Source organism: Rossellomorea sp. DA94 (assembly GCF_029834455.1).
In the GTDB taxonomy this organism is placed as follows: Bacteria; Bacillota; Bacilli; order Bacillales; family Bacillaceae_B; genus Rossellomorea; species Rossellomorea vietnamensis.
In genome coordinates this window covers 3440507-3459456 of sequence record NZ_CP122397.1, presented here as the reverse complement: position 1 = coordinate 3459456, position 18950 = coordinate 3440507, and the positions used below count along the sequence as shown (strand labels likewise).

At 41.9% G+C, this 18950-nt stretch carries 21 protein-coding genes; 18 read left to right on the top strand and 3 right to left on the bottom strand.

The genetic code is table 11. The annotated features are described in order from the left end of the window. Positions 1-7: 7 nt before the first annotated feature. The 5 genes from P8596_RS18070 to P8596_RS18050 all read left to right on the top strand — a co-directional run bounded on the left by P8596_RS18070 (position 8) and on the right by P8596_RS18050 (position 6997). Complete coding sequence (locus P8596_RS18070) at positions 8-949, top strand: DHH family phosphoesterase (RefSeq protein WP_279724538.1); 942 nt, start codon at positions 8-10, stop codon at positions 947-949. A 175-nt stretch (positions 950-1124) separates the two neighbouring features. Beyond that, positions 1125-1424, top strand: a complete 300-nt coding sequence (locus P8596_RS18065) for a heterocycloanthracin/sonorensin family bacteriocin (protein WP_371928689.1) — start codon at positions 1125-1127, stop codon at positions 1422-1424. A gap of 136 nt (positions 1425-1560) precedes the next feature. Next, positions 1561-3465, top strand: coding sequence for a putative thiazole-containing bacteriocin maturation protein (locus P8596_RS18060; protein ID WP_279724537.1), 1905 nt, complete (start codon positions 1561-1563; stop codon positions 3463-3465). Next, complete coding sequence (locus P8596_RS18055) at positions 3465-5408, top strand: TOMM precursor leader peptide-binding protein (protein ID WP_279724536.1); 1944 nt, start codon at positions 3465-3467, stop codon at positions 5406-5408. Before P8596_RS18060 ends, P8596_RS18055 begins: the two co-directional genes overlap by 1 nt. Positions 5409-5428: 20 nt before the next feature. Beyond that, complete coding sequence (locus P8596_RS18050; protein WP_279724535.1) at positions 5429-6997, top strand: SagB family peptide dehydrogenase; 1569 nt, start codon at positions 5429-5431, stop codon at positions 6995-6997. Between the two features lie 597 nt (positions 6998-7594). Here P8596_RS18050 and P8596_RS18045 read toward each other — a convergent pair. After that, the gene (locus P8596_RS18045) at positions 7595-8134 is read right to left on the bottom strand and encodes a PadR family transcriptional regulator (protein WP_279724534.1); all 540 of its coding nucleotides are present in this window, start codon (positions 8132-8134) and stop codon (positions 7595-7597) included. Then, a complete protein-coding gene (locus P8596_RS18040) occupies positions 8131-8973 on the bottom strand; it encodes a sialate O-acetylesterase (RefSeq protein ID WP_279724533.1) in 843 nt (280 codons plus the stop codon). Before P8596_RS18040 ends, P8596_RS18045 begins: the two co-directional genes overlap by 4 nt. Positions 8974-9063: 90 nt before the next feature. Between P8596_RS18040 and bla the strand changes: the two genes are divergently transcribed. Then, positions 9064-9960 carry a class A beta-lactamase gene (bla, locus tag P8596_RS18035; RefSeq protein ID WP_279724532.1) on the top strand — a complete coding sequence of 299 codons (897 nt, stop codon included), beginning with the start codon at positions 9064-9066 and terminating at the stop codon, positions 9958-9960. Positions 9961-10371: 411 nt separating this feature from the next. Here bla and P8596_RS18030 read toward each other — a convergent pair whose 3' ends face one another. Next, a complete protein-coding gene (locus P8596_RS18030) occupies positions 10372-10875 on the bottom strand; it encodes a DinB family protein (RefSeq protein ID WP_279724531.1) in 504 nt (167 codons plus the stop codon). Between the two features lie 228 nt (positions 10876-11103). Between P8596_RS18030 and P8596_RS18025 the strand changes: the two genes are divergently transcribed. The 12 genes from P8596_RS18025 (at position 11104) to P8596_RS17970 (ending at position 18936) form a co-directional block, all read left to right on the top strand. Further along, a complete protein-coding gene (locus tag P8596_RS18025) occupies positions 11104-11679 on the top strand; it encodes a dihydrofolate reductase family protein (RefSeq protein ID WP_279724530.1) in 576 nt (191 codons plus the stop codon). Positions 11680-11693: 14 nt separating this feature from the next. Next, positions 11694-12347 carry a response regulator transcription factor gene (locus P8596_RS18020; protein ID WP_254652048.1) on the top strand — a complete coding sequence of 218 codons (654 nt, stop codon included), beginning with the start codon at positions 11694-11696 and terminating at the stop codon, positions 12345-12347. Positions 12348-12601: 254 nt separating this feature from the next. After that, positions 12602-12841 carry an ATP-dependent Lon protease gene (locus P8596_RS18015; protein ID WP_224519223.1) on the top strand — a complete coding sequence of 80 codons (240 nt, stop codon included), beginning with the start codon at positions 12602-12604 and terminating at the stop codon, positions 12839-12841. Positions 12842-12915: 74 nt separating this feature from the next. Then, positions 12916-13377, top strand: a complete 462-nt coding sequence (locus P8596_RS18010; protein WP_279724529.1) for an NUDIX hydrolase — start codon at positions 12916-12918, stop codon at positions 13375-13377. A gap of 37 nt (positions 13378-13414) precedes the next feature. Then, entirely contained in the window at positions 13415-13621 is a 207-nt protein-coding gene (locus P8596_RS18005) for a hypothetical protein (RefSeq protein WP_159362471.1), read from the top strand. A gap of 124 nt (positions 13622-13745) precedes the next feature. After that, on the top strand, positions 13746-14552 hold the full coding sequence (locus P8596_RS18000) for an aldo/keto reductase (protein ID WP_279724528.1): 807 nt from the start codon (positions 13746-13748) through the stop codon (positions 14550-14552). Between the two features lie 125 nt (positions 14553-14677). After that, entirely contained in the window at positions 14678-15139 is a 462-nt protein-coding gene (locus tag P8596_RS17995) for a GNAT family N-acetyltransferase (protein WP_279724527.1), read from the top strand. Positions 15140-15243: 104 nt separating this feature from the next. Continuing rightward, positions 15244-15609, top strand: a complete 366-nt coding sequence (locus P8596_RS17990; protein WP_061809461.1) for an ASCH domain-containing protein — start codon at positions 15244-15246, stop codon at positions 15607-15609. Between the two features lie 288 nt (positions 15610-15897). Beyond that, positions 15898-16401 carry a hypothetical protein gene (locus P8596_RS17985; protein WP_061809459.1) on the top strand — a complete coding sequence of 168 codons (504 nt, stop codon included), beginning with the start codon at positions 15898-15900 and terminating at the stop codon, positions 16399-16401. 195 nt (positions 16402-16596) lie between these two features. After that, positions 16597-17166 (top strand): hypothetical protein, encoded by a 570-nt coding sequence (locus P8596_RS17980; RefSeq protein ID WP_061809458.1) that lies wholly within the window; start codon positions 16597-16599, stop codon positions 17164-17166. Between the two features lie 75 nt (positions 17167-17241). Further along, complete coding sequence (comJ, locus tag P8596_RS17975; protein WP_159362467.1) at positions 17242-17721, top strand: competence protein ComJ; 480 nt, start codon at positions 17242-17244, stop codon at positions 17719-17721. A 192-nt stretch (positions 17722-17913) separates the two neighbouring features. Next, a complete protein-coding gene (locus P8596_RS17970; protein ID WP_159362466.1) occupies positions 17914-18936 on the top strand; it encodes a serine hydrolase domain-containing protein in 1023 nt (340 codons plus the stop codon). Positions 18937-18950 lie beyond the last annotated feature (14 nt).

The window sequence follows — 18950 nt, the reverse complement described above, 5'->3', positions numbered from 1 at the left end:
GATTCCCATGAAAGAACAAATCCTGAACCTCATTAAACAATACGAAACGATCATTGTACATAGACATGTCCGTCCAGACCCGGATGCATACGGATCCCAGGGAGGACTTGTGGATATGCTGAAAGCCTCTTTCCCTGAGAAAAACATTTATGCAGTCGGGAAAGAAGAGGAAACCCTCCATTACTTAAAACGTCTCGACGATATTGAAGATTCCGTATTCGAAGGAGCCCTGATCATCGTCTGTGATACGGCCAATGAAGAGCGGATCTGTGACCGTCGCTACAAACTCGGGGACAAGCTTGTTAAGATCGATCACCATCCAAACGAGGATGCCTACGGAGATCACCTCTGGATCGATACGACGGCAAGCTCTGTCAGTGAAATGATCTACGAATTTTACCAGTTCGGGAAAGACAAAGGTTTGACCCTGCCTGATTCAGGAGCACGACTCCTTTTTGCAGGGATTGTCGGCGATACGGGAAGATTCCTGTATCCAAGCACCACTCAGAAGACTTTTGACATCGCCGGTGAATTAATCCGCTATGATTTTGACCGGAATGAATTATTCAATAAAATGTATGAAGTCGATTCCAACGTCACGAAGCTTAATGGATATGTGCTGCAAAATTTCGAGATGGACGGGGATGGCTGTGGCATGATGGTCATGACGAAGGATATTCTTGAAGAGCATGCTGTTGTACCATCTGAAGCATCCCTTCTTGTGAGTACTCTGGGGAATGTGAAAGGCATGAAAGCATGGGTTTTCTTTATTGAAGAACATGATCAAATCAGGGTTCGCCTTCGTTCGAAGGGTCCTGTCATTAACACGATTGCCAAAAAGTACAACGGTGGAGGTCATCCCCTTGCGGCTGGCGCATCGATTTATTCATGGGAAGAGAAAGAAGAAGTGATGAAGGATTTACGGGAAGTGTGCAGGAATCACCAATAAGTTTTACGAAGAGTCGGCTGACGCCGGCTTTTTTTTGTGCAAAAATACTCATTCTCAATCTAGGCTTCTTCACCAGTCACAACACCCAGCGAGCGAACATAAATTATTGAGGATGATTCACATTTATCGTGCTTTTGCCTAATAGAAACTCCATGTCAATCGATAAGAAAGCCTTATGGTACTTTTTTTGGGAGGTAATGAGGATATGAATAATTTTCATAATGAACTTCAGAATTTGAATGTAGGTGATTTCCAGGCAACACAGCCCGTTTCCTGGGATCAGAATATGTATGATCCGAACGACGAACGACTTTTCCTTGGATTGGGAGGCTGTTTCGGCTTTGGATTCGCATGCTTCTTTAGCTGCTTCGGGTGTGGTGGGTGTTTCCGTTGCGGTGGCTGCGGAGGATGCTTCCGCTGTGGTGGATGTGGACGCTGTGGCGGTTGCGGCAGATGTGGACGCTGCGGTCGTTAGGAGAATATCGGTTTCAAATGGATCCCTGTGAGTGTGCAGGGATCTTTATTTTATACATAAGGGACAAATTGAAATTCATACGCTAATAATGACAGCCAAAATATAAATGAGATAAGCGGGGGTTAGGAGGATTGCTATGGGAAAATTGAACCCTTCTATGCGACTAAAAGTGAAGAGGGATACGTTTTATCTCCCTGAGCGGGACAGCGGCGTGTATTTCAGGAATAACCTATGCTCTTTCCGGATGGAGGGAAGCGGCATTGATCAGTGGGTGGAAAAGCTCTTGCCGATGTTCAATGGGGAGTACTCCCTTGAGGATTTGACGAACGGACTGCCTGATCCTTATCGAAACAGGGTCATGGAAATAGCAGAGGTGTTGCTTAAGAATGGATTTGTCCGGGACGTAAGCAGGGACCTGCCACATAACCTGCCTCAACATGCAGTGGGAAAATTCGCATCACAGATTGAGTTCGTCGATAGCTTGGCAGATTCAGGTGCTTCACGATTTGAAACCTTCCGTCATGCCAATGTCCTGGCAGCGGGGTCTGGTCCCCTTCTGACTTCATTGGTTTCATCCCTCATTGAATCCGGGTTGGCGAAGCTGCAGGTACTCGTGACCGATGAGGTGCCTACGAATAGACGCAGGCTGAAGGAACTTGTGGACCATGCCCGGAAAACCGATCCCGAGGTAGAGCTTTATGAAGTGGAATTCAGTGGATCCGGGTGGCGGGAGACGATAAGGCCATACGATTCGATCCTATATGTGACGCAAAACGAAAGCCTCGAGGAACTCGACCTTCTTCATGCCATTTGCCGGGCAGATCAAAAGCTGTTGATACCGGCAATTTGTCACAAGCAGACATGTATCGCTGGACCCATCATCCATCCTGATTCCGAGGCGGGGTGGGAATCTGCCTGGAGGCGTCTTCACGCGACTGCCTTGCAAAAAGAAGAGGAGTACCATGCTGAGTCGGCAGTGCCTGGTGCGATGATGGCGAACATGATTACATTTGAACTATTCAAAGAAATGACAGGAGTAACAAAACCGGATCAGCGAAACCGTCTTTTTCTGTTGGATACCGAAACACTGGAAGGAAGCTGGCATTCCTTTTTACATCATCCCCTGGAAACCAACATTGGAGCTGAACCGGTTCTGAATCTTGAATCCAGGCTGGAACAGGAATCAGAAAGGTCGGATCCTGAAAAACTGCTTTATTTCTTCAGTCTGCTGACGTCAAAAGAGACGGGGATTTTTCATGTATGGGAGGAAGGGGATACGAAGCAGCTTCCGTTGGCTCAATGCCGAGTGCAGCCAGTCGATGGACGGTCTGAAGGTCCGGCAGTACTTCTGGATGAGGAGATATGCAGTGCTTTGACCCATGCAGAGGCACGTCGTGAATCAGGTTTAAAAGGGGTAGAGAGATACGCTTCAAGTCTGGGAAGCATGGTGGTCCCTCATGATACTGGGGAATACATGTCGGTCTGCACAGGGGCGACGTTTGCAGAATGCGTTGGCCGCGGTCTAGAGAGTTGTTTGACCGATGAGCTAAGAAAAAGAGAATCCGTTCAAAAGAACAGCATTTCCCGCCTTGAACTAGATGCGGTGGAGGATGAAACATGCCGTTTTTATCTAAAGGCACTGACGACGATGCAAATGGAACCTGGCATCGGATTAGGGGAAGATCTGCATGGATTTCCGGTTGTCTATGTCCGTGGAAGAAATGGATGGTACGGAAATACTGGTTTCACGATCACCATGGCGCTGAGGAATTCTCTGCAGCAAGCACTCTTCCAAGCCCAGAACGGTACGGATGCATTCGATGCAAATCCTGTTACCGTAGCTTTGGAGAAAGAGAATGTACAGAGAGTGATCATTCCGGCGGGTGAAGATAGGATCGAGCCTGATCTTCTTAAAGAAGTTCTCCACACTTTGCAAGTGAATCAGAAACAGGTAACGGTGTATGAACTGGATATGGAACCTGTATTCAGGCAGGAGCTGGAAGGCGTATTTGGTGTGCTGCTGCGAGAGGAGGAAATCTAATGAGTTCTTTCGTAGTGATTGTGGGGGAAGGAATGCTGTCGGACCGTGTCTGTGCGCAAATGTCAGCACGGTACCCCATTTTCAGGCAAGAGACCGTTGAAACGAGCTTCCCGGCAAATACAGATTTAGTACTGGTGTTGGATGATGCATGGAATCCAGCTGTCCATCAAATGGCAGAAGAAGTCATGAGGGGGACTCGGGTTCCATGGCTGAGAGGCTTCGTCTCGTTTGGAGAAGGGATCATCGGACCACTAGTTCAGCCCGACACACCGGGTTGTTCCCAATGTGCCGATCTGAGACGTCTCCTTGGTGGAAAGGAACGGCATGAGATGAGGGAGGTGCAGGGGAAACTCGCTGAAATCGGTGGGATGGCGAAGGATCCGTGGGCTTCGAATACCGGGTTATCGCATATGGCTCACATCATCGCTGCAGAAGCTTGCCGGGTCCTGGAAGGTGCAAAGCCACGTTCCCAAGGGAAGATATGTTTGACCGAATTGAAAACATTGAACAGCTCCTGGCACTCCTTCGTTCCCGACTCATTATGCCCGAGCTGCAGTCAGGTTCCGGATGATTCGGCTGAACTAGCCCGTGTTACCCTCAAGCCCAGTCCGAAGATCCGAGCCGACAGTTTCCGATGTACTCCTTTGGATGATTTGAAATCAGTTCTTGTAAACGATTATTTGGATAACCGGACCGGGCTTTTTAACAGCAAGATGTATGACCTGGTGACGCCATTTGCTGATGCGAGCGTCAATATGCCGATGATCTCCGGTGGTGATGAAGGGACGGCTGGACGGACTCAGGCTTACTCAGACAGCGAGCTGACAGCCATCCTTGAAGGATTGGAGCGTCACTGCGGATTGGAGCCCCGGGGCAAACGGACGGTTGTCCATGACAGCTACCGGAACGTGGAGGAACATGCATTGAATCCTCTGGAGGTAGGCGTGCACTCCGACGAGCAATACGCCATACCGGGATTCCCATTTGAAAAGTTCGATCCTGACAGGAGGATCGACTGGGTGTGGGGATACTCCCTCATCGAAGAGCGGCCGATTCTCGTCCCAGAGCTCCTTGCCTACTACAGTCTGGGCTGTGGTTCGTCCGGTTTTGTTTATGAAACATCTAACGGCTGTGCCCTTGGGGGAAGCAGGGAGGAAGCGATTTTCTACGGAATCATGGAGGTTGTCGAACGGGACTCTTTCCTGATGACCTGGTATGCAGAACTGGGTCTGCCCCGTCTCGATCCTTTTACGGCAGAGGACGAGGAGCTGCAGTTAATGATTGAACGGATGCAGGCGGTCGCAGGCTATGATCTCTTTTTATACAACTCCACTATGGAGCACGGAATCCCAAGCGTCTTTGCCATGGCGAAGAACAGGAAAGACACGGGATTGAATCTGATCCTTGCGGCAGGTGCCCATCTGGATCCGGTTAGAGCGGCGAAAAGCGCGATTCAGGAGCTTGCCGGGATGATGCTGAATCTCGATGAAAAACTGGAGAAGAACAAAGCGAACTATGAAAAGATGCTGTACGATGATTCCCTCGTCAGGCAGATGGATGATCACGGCATGTTGTATGGATTACCCCAGGCGGAGGAGCGTTTCAGCTTTTTACAAAATCGTCCACTGAGAAGTTTCCAGGAGGAATTTAAATGGAACTCCCGTCATGCGGATCTGACGGATGACCTGAAGGAGATCCTTGAAAAATTCCGAAGCCGGAACCTTGATGTCATCGTTGTGGACCAAACCGCACCGGAACTGGAGAAAAATCGACTACACTGCGTCAAAGTCTTGATTCCGGGTATGCTTCCCATGACGTTCGGCCATCATCTCACCCGACTCACAGGATTGGAAAGGGTCCTGAACGTCCCGGCGGAACTGGGATATAGGGACCGGCCGTTGACATTTGATGAGCTCAATCAAAAACCGCATCCGTTTCCTTAAGATGTGAGGAGGTAAGGAGGATGAGTCTGGAAGAATTTCTGCATAATCTGCAATGTGATATTAACCGGGCCAATCAGCCTAACTGGGAAGTGGACTGGGAGGATGCTCCCCTTCCCTATAAGCTGTACCGGGGATTGCCGGTTGTACCATTGTCTTTGGAGGTTCCTTTGTCATTCAACGGGGAGCATCAGCCGTTGTACCCCGATGTAGAAAGGATCGGTCATTTTCTCTGGTATGTGTACGGCATCTCAGGAGTAAGCCAATCGGAGCATCCCGATGACTTCGGGGAGGAGTCGTATCCCATCCACTCCTATCGGCGGTTTGCTCCATCAGGTGGGGCGCTTTATCCGAACGAACTCTATCTCTATTTAAAGCTCGATGATTTGCCCCAAGGAATCTATCATTATGATCCCGCCCACCACCGACTGGTCCTGCTCAGGGACGGGAATTTCGATTCGTACGTAGAACGGGCACTCGGCAATCGCTCCGACATCTCGTCGTGTTTTGCCACTGCCTTTGTGTCGGTGAGATACTGGAAGAACTTCTTTAAATACAATAACTTCTCCTACCGCCTGCAGGGGCTCGATGCCGGCGTCCTAATGGGGCAGCTCTTGGAAACATCCAAACGGTTCGGATTCGAAACAGGGGTGTATGCTCAATTTCTCGATTCCCCGATCAACCATTTGCTTGGACTGACAGAGGAAGAGGAAAGCGTCTATTCCGTCATCCCACTTTCCGTTGCTGCAACGAATTGGGGCGGCAGGGGGATGGAGAGGGAAGTCACCGCTGAAGAATTATGCAGTGAGCTGCCAGCTATTTCTCTTGCACACTATGAAAGGTCTGAAAAGGTTCGAGAGTTTCCTAGGTTACTGGAGGTGAATGAAGCTTCTAAAATCGAATGTACCGGTGATTTTCAAAAGGTGGCGAAACAACCGGGTATGAGAGCGGGAGTAAAAGAAATCCATCTCCCGGAAATCGAGTCCGTTATGTATGATTTTGTGGAAGCTTGCCAAAAACGGTATTCCCCGGAAATGGATTTTGTTATGGGGAAGGTTAGTCAGGAGCAACTCTCGGCTTTGTTGAAAAGGGCCGCACATTCCTACTCGTTTCGAAGTGACCTAGACAACGTTTTTGACGGTGATGAACCCCGTGTTTCGATATATGGCTGTTTGTATAACGTAGAAGGCATTCCAAATGGTGCATACGCATATGACAGCTACCGCCATTCACTAAGGGAAATCGGTATCGGGGATTATCGTCTCCAGCTGCAATCGGGGCTGTCACTGGATAACGTTAATCTGCTCCAGGTGCCGCTGTGCCTTCATATCATTGGGAACAAAGATTATTTCAAGGATTCCCTTGGCTACAGAGGCTACAGGATCATGCAAATGGAAGCGGGAATGCTCGTCCAGCGCCTGCTCTTGTCTTCGACTGCTGTCGGATTTGGGGGGCATCCGCTGCTTGGGTTTGATACAGGGGTGACGGATGAGATTTATAGTTTGGGTTCCGAGAATCTGACGACCTTAATTCAGATTCCGATTGGACCGTTCAGGGAGAAGGCTTGGTTGAGGGGGAGTTTGAGGAGTTGAAGAGGGATGAGCTGCGGGGACAGGTCGATTGGCTCTTTGAATTGGAGCCGCGGTGCCTGTCGGTGTGGCTTTTCCCATATCGCTTACTAACCAGAGCTGCCAGATAGACGGAAAAATTCCGGTTATTTCGTCTTTGCTAGTAGAAGAGGATTGAAATAGCAGGAAAAATTCCGCCTAATTGCTCAAAAAATACAATAATAGATGATTTTTCTGTTCATAAGCGGAAAAACTCCGCTTAATTATCCAAAATACACCGTTCATTCTGAATGTAAGCGGAAATTCTCCGCTTATTTTACTTTTGCGAAACGGCTTTTACTTGTCGCCGTGGTGATTTTCTTCCAGAGAAATAAAGAAAAATTCGACACAGCGGCATGATTATCGTATTTCTCGCATGATTTCTATTAAACTCGCACGATTGTGACGCTAGCCGCATGATTACCTGAAATCCCGCACGATTATTGTAAATCTCGCATGATTCTGCTTGACGCTCTTTATCTAGGCAGTGAGTGTAGATAAGAATATCGCGAAACTATACAAAAAACATAAAAAAACGTCCCTTGGGCAAAACAAGAGGACGTTTTTTCGATGGGAATTTATTTAATCATTCGCACTTTCTATATCAGCCTTCAATTCCTTAAACCACTTTAAATTCACTAAGTGATGAGAACGGGAATTTTCGTTCATGCGACCAAAATAATCAATTTTACCTGGTGATTCCTTAATGGTAGCTAAGTACTCATCGAGAAGAACAATTCTGGCTTCCGTTTGATCAATTTGGGATTGGAGTAATGCTAATAATTTATTTTTATCAAATACATCTGCAAAGAGTAATGCCCCGTAGACTGGTAAGTTGACATATTCGGATTTAGTGCCGTATTTGGACATTAATTTTTCAAATTCTTCTTTTCCTGAAGACGTTACTTTAAAGGTATGAATGTCACGACCGTTGTGTGGGCTGGCTTGTTGTGTTTCTTCAATCAGACCTTTTTCTTGGAGTTGTTGCAAATTGTAATAAAATGATCCTTTCGTATAGTTAACGATATATTTATAATGCCGTTTTTCCATTAAACTTAATAGTTCGTAGCCATGTGCACCGGGGTTTTGAATGAGTAAGCCAAGGATTAATAAGGGAATCAAGGCTGCATCACCTTCGCCATCTGTGCTTCAAATTCAGCGTATGTGATTTTGCCCTGAGCTAAATTCATACTGTGAATATAGATCTGTTCATTTTTTGAATAAGTATGATTTATCTTTAGTGATTGATTTTCATCCGTAATGGGCCCTGAGATATGACACTTTTTCGAAAATGCTTCGAAGTAGCGATAACCGAATTTTCGTTGGGAAACGGCGTTCAAATGAATACCATCCGGATTGGAAGTTAGACCTTCTGCTGATACAAAATAACAATCTTGCTGCTCATGAGCAAATCGACGTAATTCTTCGTTGATTTCTTGAAACTCTGATGAGTACTTTCCGAAACCTTCTTTCCCTAAGAAATGACCAAGCTCACCAATGATTAATGGAACGTTGTGAAGGTTTAATTCACTTCGTAACGTTTCAACGATAAGAGATAACTTGTCGTAAAATGTTTCATGGAGAGACTGATGGCTGTCACTTTCACCTTGATGCCAGAGGATGCCACAAATTTCACTCGTTTCAAGAGCAAATCGCGCTTCAGACAAAGCATGTTTGAAAAGAGTGCCTTGCGGGTGCCAATCGTTCAAGGAACTGCCACCTTCCGCACAAGGAATCAACCCGATTTCATCATCCGGGCTGGCTTTCGAACACAGGTCTGCAAAAGAGGCTGCCAGACTTACACCAGCAACAGGGCGGTCATAATTAATGGGCTCTGTCATCATTTGCCACTGACCGTTGCGAAGCATTTTTATTTTTTCATTATAGATAGGGTCTACCTCATGCAAGAATCCACGCCCTGCCATATTCGATTGCCCTAACATTAAAAAAGATTTTATCATTCCATTTTCATTCCTTTACACGATAGTCTAATTAGACTAAGCTAGTATAAAGTCTAATTAGACTATTGTCAATGGAATAGGAGAGGACTGATGATGTTGAAAAGTATCAGAATGTTAAAAATCTTGATGTGTGTCGGACTATTAAGTTTAAGCCTCTTTGGAAACGGATCAAAGCAGACCGAGGCAAAAGTAAAAGCAGCAAGTCATGGGACTGGCCATAAGTTCATGCAACTCGAGAAAAGGTTTGATGCCCGGCTTGGTGTCTATGCGATTGACACAGGTACAAAACGCACTGTGGTCTATCGACCTGATGAACGGTTTGCCTACACATCCACCTATAAGGCTTTGGCAGCAGGGTTGGTGCTACAGCAAAACTCGATGGACGAACTTAATGAGGTAATCACATACACCAGAGATGACCTGGTCACGTATTCGCCCATTACAGAGCAACACGTGGATACCGGGATGACCCTTAGGGAAATTAGCGATGCGGCTATCCGGTACAGCGATAATACCGCAGGGAACCTTTTATTAGAGGAACTCGGCGGACCTGACGGATTCGAAAATGGACTGCGGCAAATCGGCGATCATGTCACCGAGGCTGATCGCTTTGAGACCGATTTGAACAGTGCCATCCCAGGAGACATCCGTGATACGAGTACAGCAAGAGCACTTGCGACCAACTTGAAGGCTTTGACGGTCGACGACGTGCTCTCGCATGATAAGCGTGCCATTCTGACAGATTGGATGCGGGGGAATACTACTGGAGACGAACTGATCCGTGCCGCTGTTCCTAAAGGATGGGAGGTAGGCGATAAAACGGGAGCTGGAGGCTACGGAACGCGAAACGATATCGCGATCGTATGGCCGCCGAATCGAGAACCCATTATTATCGCGATTCTATCCAGCCGTGATACTGAGGATGCTGCCTATGATAATGAACTTATAGCAAAGGCAGCCAAGGTCGTACTGAAAGAATTTAAGTGATTTTCCGAAACGTCAAAGAATCTGGACAACCCATTTCCTCGTGAAAATCGTATGACTTTAAATAAGATAAAAGTGATCAAAATGCTAGGATTAAATCGCTTGCTTCTTCTAAAGAATTAAAACCGTTTCCGGTGGGGGATGAATAAGAAGGTGGAGCTGGATAAAGAGCAGAATGAGTCACTGTGAGGCGATGACTTAGGAGATTGTCGTCTTTCTCTTATAAAATAAAATTTATCTAGAGTTAGATTCCTTTTTCGAAAAAATTGGTAGTGAGTCCATTGTTGATGTTAATCCAATCGTAATATAGTGGCTCTGTTAAACTCTAATATTGAAATATAGTCAAAATAATGAGGAAACCCAAAAAATACAGGGTTTCCTCATTCCTAATACTATCGAACTCGCTAGATAGTGTTAGAGTGGAGGATTTTCCACACCTAAGTGGATCCAATCTTCTTTTGGCGGTCCATAAACGCCAAACGGTTTGATTCCGGCTTGACGCATAAGAATAGTAATTTGGCCACGATGATGAATAATGTGTCTAATTAGTCCCATTAAAACTTGAGCATTTGTTTCTTCCCTGCCAAATGCAATTTGTACTTCTTTCAAGGATTCGTCTGTCCATTGTTGTTCAATGGCTTTGACTGCACTAGAACTTATGTTTTTAAACGTTTCAGCCATTTCTTTAGCTGAGGCAGGAACATTTTCCACATTTTCTACACCGTCTACATTCAGCCCGAAATGAGTTAAGTACTCTGGAATATTTGTCGTGAAATGCCAAACAATCCTCCCCAATGAACGACCTTCCGGGTAGACTTTTTGATTCAATGAATCATCCGTTAAACCTTCCAAAACCTTTTGAGTTAGGGTTGCCTCCCAATTCCATTCTCTAATAAAGTCTGCAATCGTTACATACATATACCACACCTCCATAATCCCGCTTCAATAATTTTTCATTTATGAAAACACATTATAAAACACTTGTTCGCATTATTCAAATTTCCTCCTTTACTTTTATTTTAAATATTTGAATTACGAATGGCAGTTTAGATTAGCATCCATATAAAAAAACCCAGTCGGGAATTGTTTTGAATTTTCAGTTATCGTATAGTGTAATTATTCATAATAAATAAAGGAGAATTGAAAATGAGAAAACTTGTTCTATTTCTGCACGCATCGCTTGACGGTTTTGTAGAAGGGCCTAAGGGGGATATGGACATTGGATGGGTTTCCTACGATGCTGATCTTGAGAAGCATGCGAAAGAAATTCTGAGTACTGCCGACACCGTCATCTGGGGGCGTGGGACATACCAGATGATGCACAGTTACTGGCCATCTGTCTCTTCAAACCCATCAGCTTCACAACATGAAAGAGATCATGCCGAATGGATCGAAAAGACAGAAAAAATCGTTTTTTCGAAGACACTGGAAAAAGTCGAATGGAACAATTCCAGACTGGTTAAAGAAGATGTCATGAAAGAGATCAACAACCTCAAACAGCAGCCTGGTCAGGATATGGTCATACTCGGAAGTCCAAGGTTCGCACATTACCTTATGCAGCTAGATTTAATAGATGAGTATAAAATTACAGTTTCTCCCGTTCTGATCGGGAGCGGGCTGCCGTTATTCCAAGGTATCAAAGATAAGATCAATCTTAAGCTAATTGAAAACAAGACATTTGACTCTGGCGCCATAGGGCTCGTTTACCAGACGAATAAATGATCCTGTTTCCCCAAATGAGTTTAAGCAAAGTCAGCCCGAAAAAGGTATACTTTTCAGATCCTCCTATCGCTTCGACAGGGGAGGAAGGGTTGCGACTTGCAAAGACACTTTCATACAACCTCATCCTGTTGGACTTAATGCTGCCGGGAATCGACGGGTTTGCATTTTGCAAAAAGCTCCGGGAATTCTTAGATATTCCGATTCTTATGGTGACCGCCCGAAAAGAAGACATTGATAAAATCAGGGGATTTGACCGCGGAGCAGATGATTATATTGTTAAGCCCTTCACACCTAGTGAACTTATTGCCCGGGTAAAGGCGCATATATCAAGATACGATCGATTAATCAGAAAGGAAGCCCCGAAAGATGAAATCGAAATCAAGAGCCTCAGGGTGGACCTCGATTCCCGGAGAGTATACGTGGACAATGAAGAAAAACCATTTACCGCAAAAGAGTTCGATTTATTGGTGTTCCTGGCCACCCATCCTGACAGGGTCTTCACAAAGGAACATCTATTCGAAAGGCTCTGGGGATATGATTCGTTCGGGGACATCACGACGGTCACCGTCCATATCAGAAAAATACGGGAGAAGATTGAAGAGGACCCTTCAACCCCTGAATTTATTGAAACCATTTGGGGTGTAGGCTACCGATTCAAGAAGCAATAAGTTTATTTTTTTGCTTTCCTTCTCCATTCCAAAATAATAATAAAATCTAATTCCTGAAACGTTTCTTGATGATAGATGCCACTAATTAGTAAAGGGGGCAAAGAGCTTACAATTTGAAGGGTGAGCTCTTTTGGTTTTGAAGAATAGTCTTGTGTATGGGATTCTATTTTGAAATAATTGGTATTGAGTTAAAAGCAGGTTGGTTGTAGAAGAATAACTTCTTATGATCAAGTAAAAGTGTAAGGGGGGATTTTGTGAAATTATTATTATCTATTTTCTTATCTGGGCTTTTAGGTATATTGGTTTTCTTTGGACCTATTGGTATATATATTTTATGTGCAATTATTGTAGGAGTGATTTTCAGGGCATTCGTTTTAATACATGACATACATAAAGAACTTGTACCAGTTGGGAGCAGAGATAGCGTCAAAGAAGTATATGAAAAGTATTTAAAGGAAAAAGAACAAAGCGAAGAACGTTCGTCATCATCTTGAGGTTATTTGGCTGGTTAAAGAAGTAATACATAATAAAGAAAATGTAGTATGTAAATAGAATTGAGGAGAAATGAATGTCTCAAGATGGAATTGTATTAATAGCAAGTGTATCAATCTTAAATCATGATAAAGTCTTGATGATAAAAGAAAACAAACCCAATGCCGTCCATAAGTGGAACTTTCCGAGTGGGCATATAGAGTATGGTGAGGATATTCTTTATTCAGCTAAAAGGGAAGTGAAAGAGGAAACGGGTTTGGATGTAAAGCTAATTGGCACGACCGGAGTATACAATTTCACCAGTAATACGACCAATCAAGTCATTCTATTTCATTTTATTGGTGAGATTACTGGAGGTACATTACACCTAGAAGAAGATGAAATTACTGACAGCAGATGGATAAAAACGAATGACCTTTTAGCATTAGAAAAAGAGGATTTACGAGAACCGCATGTATTAAAACAAATCATTCATAACTTAGTAGAAGAAAACATCTATTCCATTAGCGTGATGAATGAGCAACTTTTTAAGGGCTAATATAAATTTACATACTATTTTAAAAGGAGATGTTTCTTTGTTCCTATTCGCATCAGCGCAATCAACAACATCAGTAAATACCGGTGATATCATTTTTCAGTTAGTGTCTTTAGTATTTCTTTTGGCCATTCCAGTGGGCATCATTCTATTTGTCGTTATTCTGAGGAGAAGAAATAGCAGGCTTAAACGGGTCGAAGAAAAATTAGATAAGCTTTTAGCAGATAAGGATAATAGTAAAGTATAACTTTTGATAGGTTTATCCATGGGCTAACTCCTCCGTCCGTATTACTTTTTGAAAATTCTATTATTTGGTATGATGGATTTTGTAAACAGAAAAATTAGAGTATACAGAAGGAGTGCTTAACCATATGGAATACATCACACTTAATAATGGGTTAAAAATGCCAATTGTCGGTACAGGTACAAACACCTACGGGAAAGAAAACAATGACTATAACGCTGCGTTAACCAATGAAATTCCTGAACTTCTATCAGCACTTGAGTTGGGGTATCGTTCAATCGATGCAGCCATCATGTATCGAAACGAAGAACTTGTCGGAAGAGTTTTAGCAGAAAGCACAGTGCCTCGGGAAGAGTTATTTATTACGACAAAAGTTCCAGCCAATGAAGAATATATTTCTTCGAAGGAAGCTACCCGGGCAGCCATCGATAACAGTCTACAAAATTTTCAAACAGACTATCTGGATCTACTTCTTATTCACTTTCCTATCGAAGACAAAGGTCAACTTCAAAACACGTGGGAAGTCTTTGAAGAATACTACGAAGCGGGCAAACTAAAAGCAATCGGCGTTTCAAACTTTAAAAAAGAGCATCTAGAGGAATTGAAAGAATTCGCTAAAGTGAAGCCAGCCGTTAATCAAATTCAAATTAACCTAAAAGAACCTAACAAAGATCTCCTTGAAGTTTTAAAAGAAGAGGGCATTACACCCGTTGCATGGGGACCTATGAAAGCAGAAGCCCAGCAAAAAGAAGTGTTGGATGAAATCGGGGAGTCCTATAAAAAATCTGGCGCACAAGTACTATTAAAATACCAAATCCAACGTGGTGTGATCGTGATCCCTAAATCTCACAACCGTGAAAATCAAGCATCTAATCTAGATCTTTTTGATTTCGAATTGTCTGAAGAAGATATGAAGAGAATTGAAAACTTATAATTCGTTTGTTCTTGATCCTAGTGATATTGATCGTATCGCTAGGATTTTGATTTGTTAAAAGTAATGAGATTGAAGTAGTACCGATATTTGTAAAAACATTCTTCTTTTAGAGGGAGGTGAAGTTAATGAATATTAGGCTTGCTGTAGAAAAAGACATTACTCAATTAATAAAAATGAGATGGGATAATACCATTGAATTTGATAAGAGCAAAAAAAACGAGTCCTATGAAGAGTTTGAAAGGGAATGTCGTACATTTTTAGAAAGTGCCATAAAAAGTAACCAATGGTTTATTTGGGTTGCTGAGGATAAAGGGCAAATTGTTTCTCATATATACATAGAATTAATACATAAAGTACCCAGGCTAGGGAGAGTCACTCATCCATTTGCATATATGACCAACGTGTACACTATTCAAGAGTACCGAAATAGGGGTGTTGGTAGTAAAGTATTAAGGACAATAAACATCTGGGTGAAAGAGAATAAATATGAATTTGTAATTGTGTGGCCGAGTGATGAAGCGGTTCATTATTACAAGAAAAATGGTTACGTTCATTGTACTGAGCCAATGGAGTACTTTCCTTCTTGAGCGAGGGTAAAAACTCTTTTTGTTCAAGTAAAGAGCAGGTTTGAGGAATCAAACATTATAAATAAGGAATTTGAAGTTCTGAACTTTTATGAAGGAGCTGTAAAATGAAAGGACTAATCATAAAATCTCCCTGGATTGAACTTATATTGGAAGGGAAAAAGACATGGGAAATCAGGGGTTCCAATACAAAAATACGAGGACCTATCGCTCTTATAAAGAGTGGTTCAGGTATGGTTTACGGTGAAGTGAATGTAAGTGATAGTAAAGAGTTGACCTTAAAAGATTACCAAGAAAGCAACGAATTTCATCGTGTTCAAAGTGAGAGCTTACAAGCATTACCTTATAAGAAGACGTATGCTTGGGTCCTTGAAAAACCTCGAATGTATATAGAGCCGATACCTTATAAGCATCCTATGGGGGCAGTTATCTGGGTTAACCTGAAAGAAAGGAATTTGTATGATGAAAAATAGGGAAAACAGAAAGCGTAATATTCAGTGGATTGCTTATGCAATTGTAATGCTTACTCTTCTAATTAAAATAGTATTATTTATTTTAGGAGTATCCCAGAGGTTAGCGGACAGTAGACTTGATTTAATATCTTGCACAGGACTTGGCTTAGGAGTTATCTTATTACTAATTTCGTTCTTGTTACCAAAGAACGCCTAATAATCATCACGCATAGTTTAATTAAAAATGGCTTTCCTCCATTGGTATTAAGGTAAAGGGGCAGAATACTTGAATAGAAGGGAGGTTTATTTATGTTTTCAGTTGATAATTATATTGGTTCAATTAAATCTAACATTGAAAAACAATCGGATTTGTTAGTAAGAAATCTAGAAAAAATCATTGCATACAATTTCTCTTCTTATATAGATTTGTTAGATTTCTCCACATTCATCGAACATACAAGATTCGAATTATCAATAAGAATGTTCGCAATGGATAAAGAAGCTAACGAAGTTTTCTATGAAGGAAATGACACAACAGTTTTTGCAGGTAGTGTGGAGGTAATTCCAGATGTAAAATATTATCAGTTAAACGACAACATATTAGATGATTTTATTGATAACTTTTACGAAAAAAACTATCCGGAAATAGAACAACTAGAACAAAAAGTGTTTACAGATTGGTTTAGTCAATGTTGGAAAAAAGCAGGTGGAGATACACTGGATTTACCATCGTACTTTGTTTTCCACGATGATTATAAATCATTTGATTTAAAGAAAAACCAATGGATTGACGATGAAGAAAAATGGTCATAAGTATTAACAATGTTAATGATTACCATCTTCAACTAACGGGGGCAATAACTGAAGATCAGCTAGTTGATCACCGGCTAGTGCCTTATTCAATTATACGGCAGGTTAAAAGAAGAAGTTATCAGGTTCCACTCAATAAAATTACATCAGTTAAACTAATTAATTTATAAAACATTATGTAAATAAGTGGGTGCACTAATGTCAGAAATTGAAAAAGTAGATCAGCTGTTACAACAATTTATTAAAGAAGTTCCAACTTTGGATAATGGATTTAGTATGATTGAGAAGTATACAAAAAGTGTAGACGTATCCGTGGAATTAAGATCCTTTAGAAACCTCTTAACTGATGGCTATAAAGAATTTGAGGTATGGCTTAACGGTTTGTTTGAAAAAGAGAATGTACCAGATGAAATTATTGCCCTTAATTTCGGTCTATTTGAAAGGGAAGACGGTATTCAACTTTATATTACAGGTTCGAGTGAATGGGAAATAGATGATGAAGATTGGGCAAGTAATAATGATTATTTTCCTGAAGGAAGATACCCTAGTATTAAATTGTATAACGAATTGTATAATCTCTATGAAGATAATTTCTCTTTAAGATTATTTACAACAATTTCATCAACTATCATTCTTGCAAATAACTATTTGCTTTCGCACCCTGAAAGATTACCTAAAGATGTGGTGTTTGCAACAGGATTTGACGATGGCGTTTTATATCTTTTTGCTAGAAAAACGGAGGACAACGTAACAAGTTTATTCTATTAATGGGGCAGTTTAGTGGAACAAATAAAGCTGATTTTTTGCTACAGTAAAATCATATTTTTTAAAAGGACGAGGTAAATGAATGAGATAAGCTTTGAAAGTGATACTCTATATTCCCAATTAGCTGTATTTCAGTTTGGATTAGAAAACCCGTTTAACGATTGGAGTGAGACCCATTTTAATCAGGGCTTCTCTTGGAGAGAAGGTTCTGTATCTTTTGGAACTATTTCTGAAAATGAAAAATGCAATATCACTGTAAGAGTTACGGATAACCTAGAAGTTAATCGCAATGTTATTAGGGCAATTACAGTTCCTTTTACTATCAATTGTAAAGGCATTGAGGTTGGCAATGTAATGGAGACAAAAGCTATTGATATTGAAGAAGGAATGTTTGAACTGCTTTTTACTATCCAAGTAGAAAATAGAATGGAACATTACATATTTAATTACATATTTAATTTCTTAAGAAATAATAATCCCAAAGCAAACATTATTATAGCAGATGAAGAATTAAAACCATCGACCACGTTATTGATGAAAGCTGAACCAGCAATATAAGATAAAGTCATCTTTAACTAACGGGGGCAACACCTAAAGATCAGCTAACGTTCCCCTGCTAATGTCCTGGAGTTATTCGAGAAAGAAAAATCACTGAATGAAGAGGCATAACCATAAGCAGGGTTATGCCTCTTAAAATGGAATAGATAGATATGGAGTGAATTCTTAGAAAAATAGAAATGAGTGAAAAAGTTGACTGTAGAAGCTGAACAAAGATCATTTCAAGATCTCACTAAATACACGGAAGAAATAAAAGAGAAGATGCACGCTTCTGGAGCAGCGTTAGTCATTATGAAGGATAACGAGGTCGTACACGAATGGTATTCCGGTACCCATCATTTTGAATCTGGCGCAAGGAAAATAGATCACCATTCACAATTTAATGTGTATTCAACCAGGGTTACCTATGTTGGTTTAGCAGCAGCACTGGCGATCTATGAAGGTTACTTCAATCTTGATGATAAGCTCAGTGACTATTTTAAACAATTTGATAAAAGAATCTTGGGTGAGACGACTGTAAGACATTTGGTTACAAGGTGCACTGGATTAAAGATTAAGAACGATTCAGTCCAAAGGGTTTTCGATTCAGCAACCAGCATTGAAGGAAAGCGTCCTGATTTATTAGCTGAAATTGTCGGGCAAGCTACTGGAAGAACGGTTAACGAAATACTTTCCGAGAGGGTATTTGAACCCCTAGGTTTGAAAAGTACAGAATGGGCGACAGAGGGGAAAAGCACATTAGTATGTGACATCGACTCTCCAGAAAGTCATCCTTCTATAAGGATAGGGTCGAATATAGGGGATGAAAGAAACCTATTTGTTAGTAGTAGAGAGTTGGCACTATGGGGTAGCCTACATTTGAATAAAGGTTTAATGGATGGAAAACAAATCTTGCCAGAAGGTGTATTTAATCTTGCTACAAGCATACAAAGTCCCAAATGGCTTGACCAAACTCTGCCTAGATTCGGATTCTTCTGGTGGTTAAAAGATCATCAAGTGTCGTGGGAATATAATGAATTAGGAACAGAATTACCTGAAGGGAGTTACCAAATTCTCGGGGCATCAGGTTGTTCTTGTCTGGTCATTCCCCGATATAACGCTGTTGCTGTGAGGATGTACAATAGTTTATATACATATGAGAATAAGAATTTCGATTATATACAGGATATACAAACATTTGGAAATCTGGTTGTGAAAGAGCTCAATTTGAATTGACGAAAGAATAATAG

What these genes read in the sequence shown, in the direction of transcription:
- P8596_RS18050 (WP_279724535.1), top strand. Translation starts at nt 5,429, where the DNA reads ATGAGTCTGGAAGAATTTCTGCATAATCTGCAATGTGATATTAACCGG.
- P8596_RS18060 (WP_279724537.1), top strand. Translation starts at nt 1,561, where the DNA reads ATGGGAAAATTGAACCCTTCTATGCGACTAAAAGTGAAGAGGGATACG.
- bla (WP_279724532.1), top strand. Translation starts at nt 9,064, where the DNA reads ATGATGTTGAAAAGTATCAGAATGTTAAAAATCTTGATGTGTGTCGGA.
- P8596_RS18040 (WP_279724533.1), bottom strand. Translation starts at nt 8,973, where the DNA reads ATGATAAAATCTTTTTTAATGTTAGGGCAATCGAATATGGCAGGGCGT.
- P8596_RS18055 (WP_279724536.1), top strand. Translation starts at nt 3,465, where the DNA reads ATGAGTTCTTTCGTAGTGATTGTGGGGGAAGGAATGCTGTCGGACCGT.
- P8596_RS18070 (WP_279724538.1), top strand. Translation starts at nt 8, where the DNA reads ATGAAAGAACAAATCCTGAACCTCATTAAACAATACGAAACGATCATT.
- P8596_RS18030 (WP_279724531.1), bottom strand. Translation starts at nt 10,875, where the DNA reads ATGTATGTAACGATTGCAGACTTTATTAGAGAATGGAATTGGGAGGCA.
- P8596_RS17995 (WP_279724527.1), top strand. Translation starts at nt 14,678, where the DNA reads ATGAATATTAGGCTTGCTGTAGAAAAAGACATTACTCAATTAATAAAA.
- comJ (WP_159362467.1), top strand. Translation starts at nt 17,242, where the DNA reads ATGAATGAGATAAGCTTTGAAAGTGATACTCTATATTCCCAATTAGCT.
- P8596_RS18000 (WP_279724528.1), top strand. Translation starts at nt 13,746, where the DNA reads ATGGAATACATCACACTTAATAATGGGTTAAAAATGCCAATTGTCGGT.
- P8596_RS17985 (WP_061809459.1), top strand. Translation starts at nt 15,898, where the DNA reads ATGTTTTCAGTTGATAATTATATTGGTTCAATTAAATCTAACATTGAA.
- P8596_RS18010 (WP_279724529.1), top strand. Translation starts at nt 12,916, where the DNA reads ATGTCTCAAGATGGAATTGTATTAATAGCAAGTGTATCAATCTTAAAT.
- P8596_RS18065 (WP_371928689.1), top strand. Translation starts at nt 1,125, where the DNA reads ATGGTACTTTTTTTGGGAGGTAATGAGGATATGAATAATTTTCATAAT.
- P8596_RS18025 (WP_279724530.1), top strand. Translation starts at nt 11,104, where the DNA reads ATGAGAAAACTTGTTCTATTTCTGCACGCATCGCTTGACGGTTTTGTA.
- P8596_RS17990 (WP_061809461.1), top strand. Translation starts at nt 15,244, where the DNA reads ATGAAAGGACTAATCATAAAATCTCCCTGGATTGAACTTATATTGGAA.
- P8596_RS18020 (WP_254652048.1), top strand. Translation starts at nt 11,694, where the DNA reads ATGAGTTTAAGCAAAGTCAGCCCGAAAAAGGTATACTTTTCAGATCCT.
- P8596_RS17980 (WP_061809458.1), top strand. Translation starts at nt 16,597, where the DNA reads ATGTCAGAAATTGAAAAAGTAGATCAGCTGTTACAACAATTTATTAAA.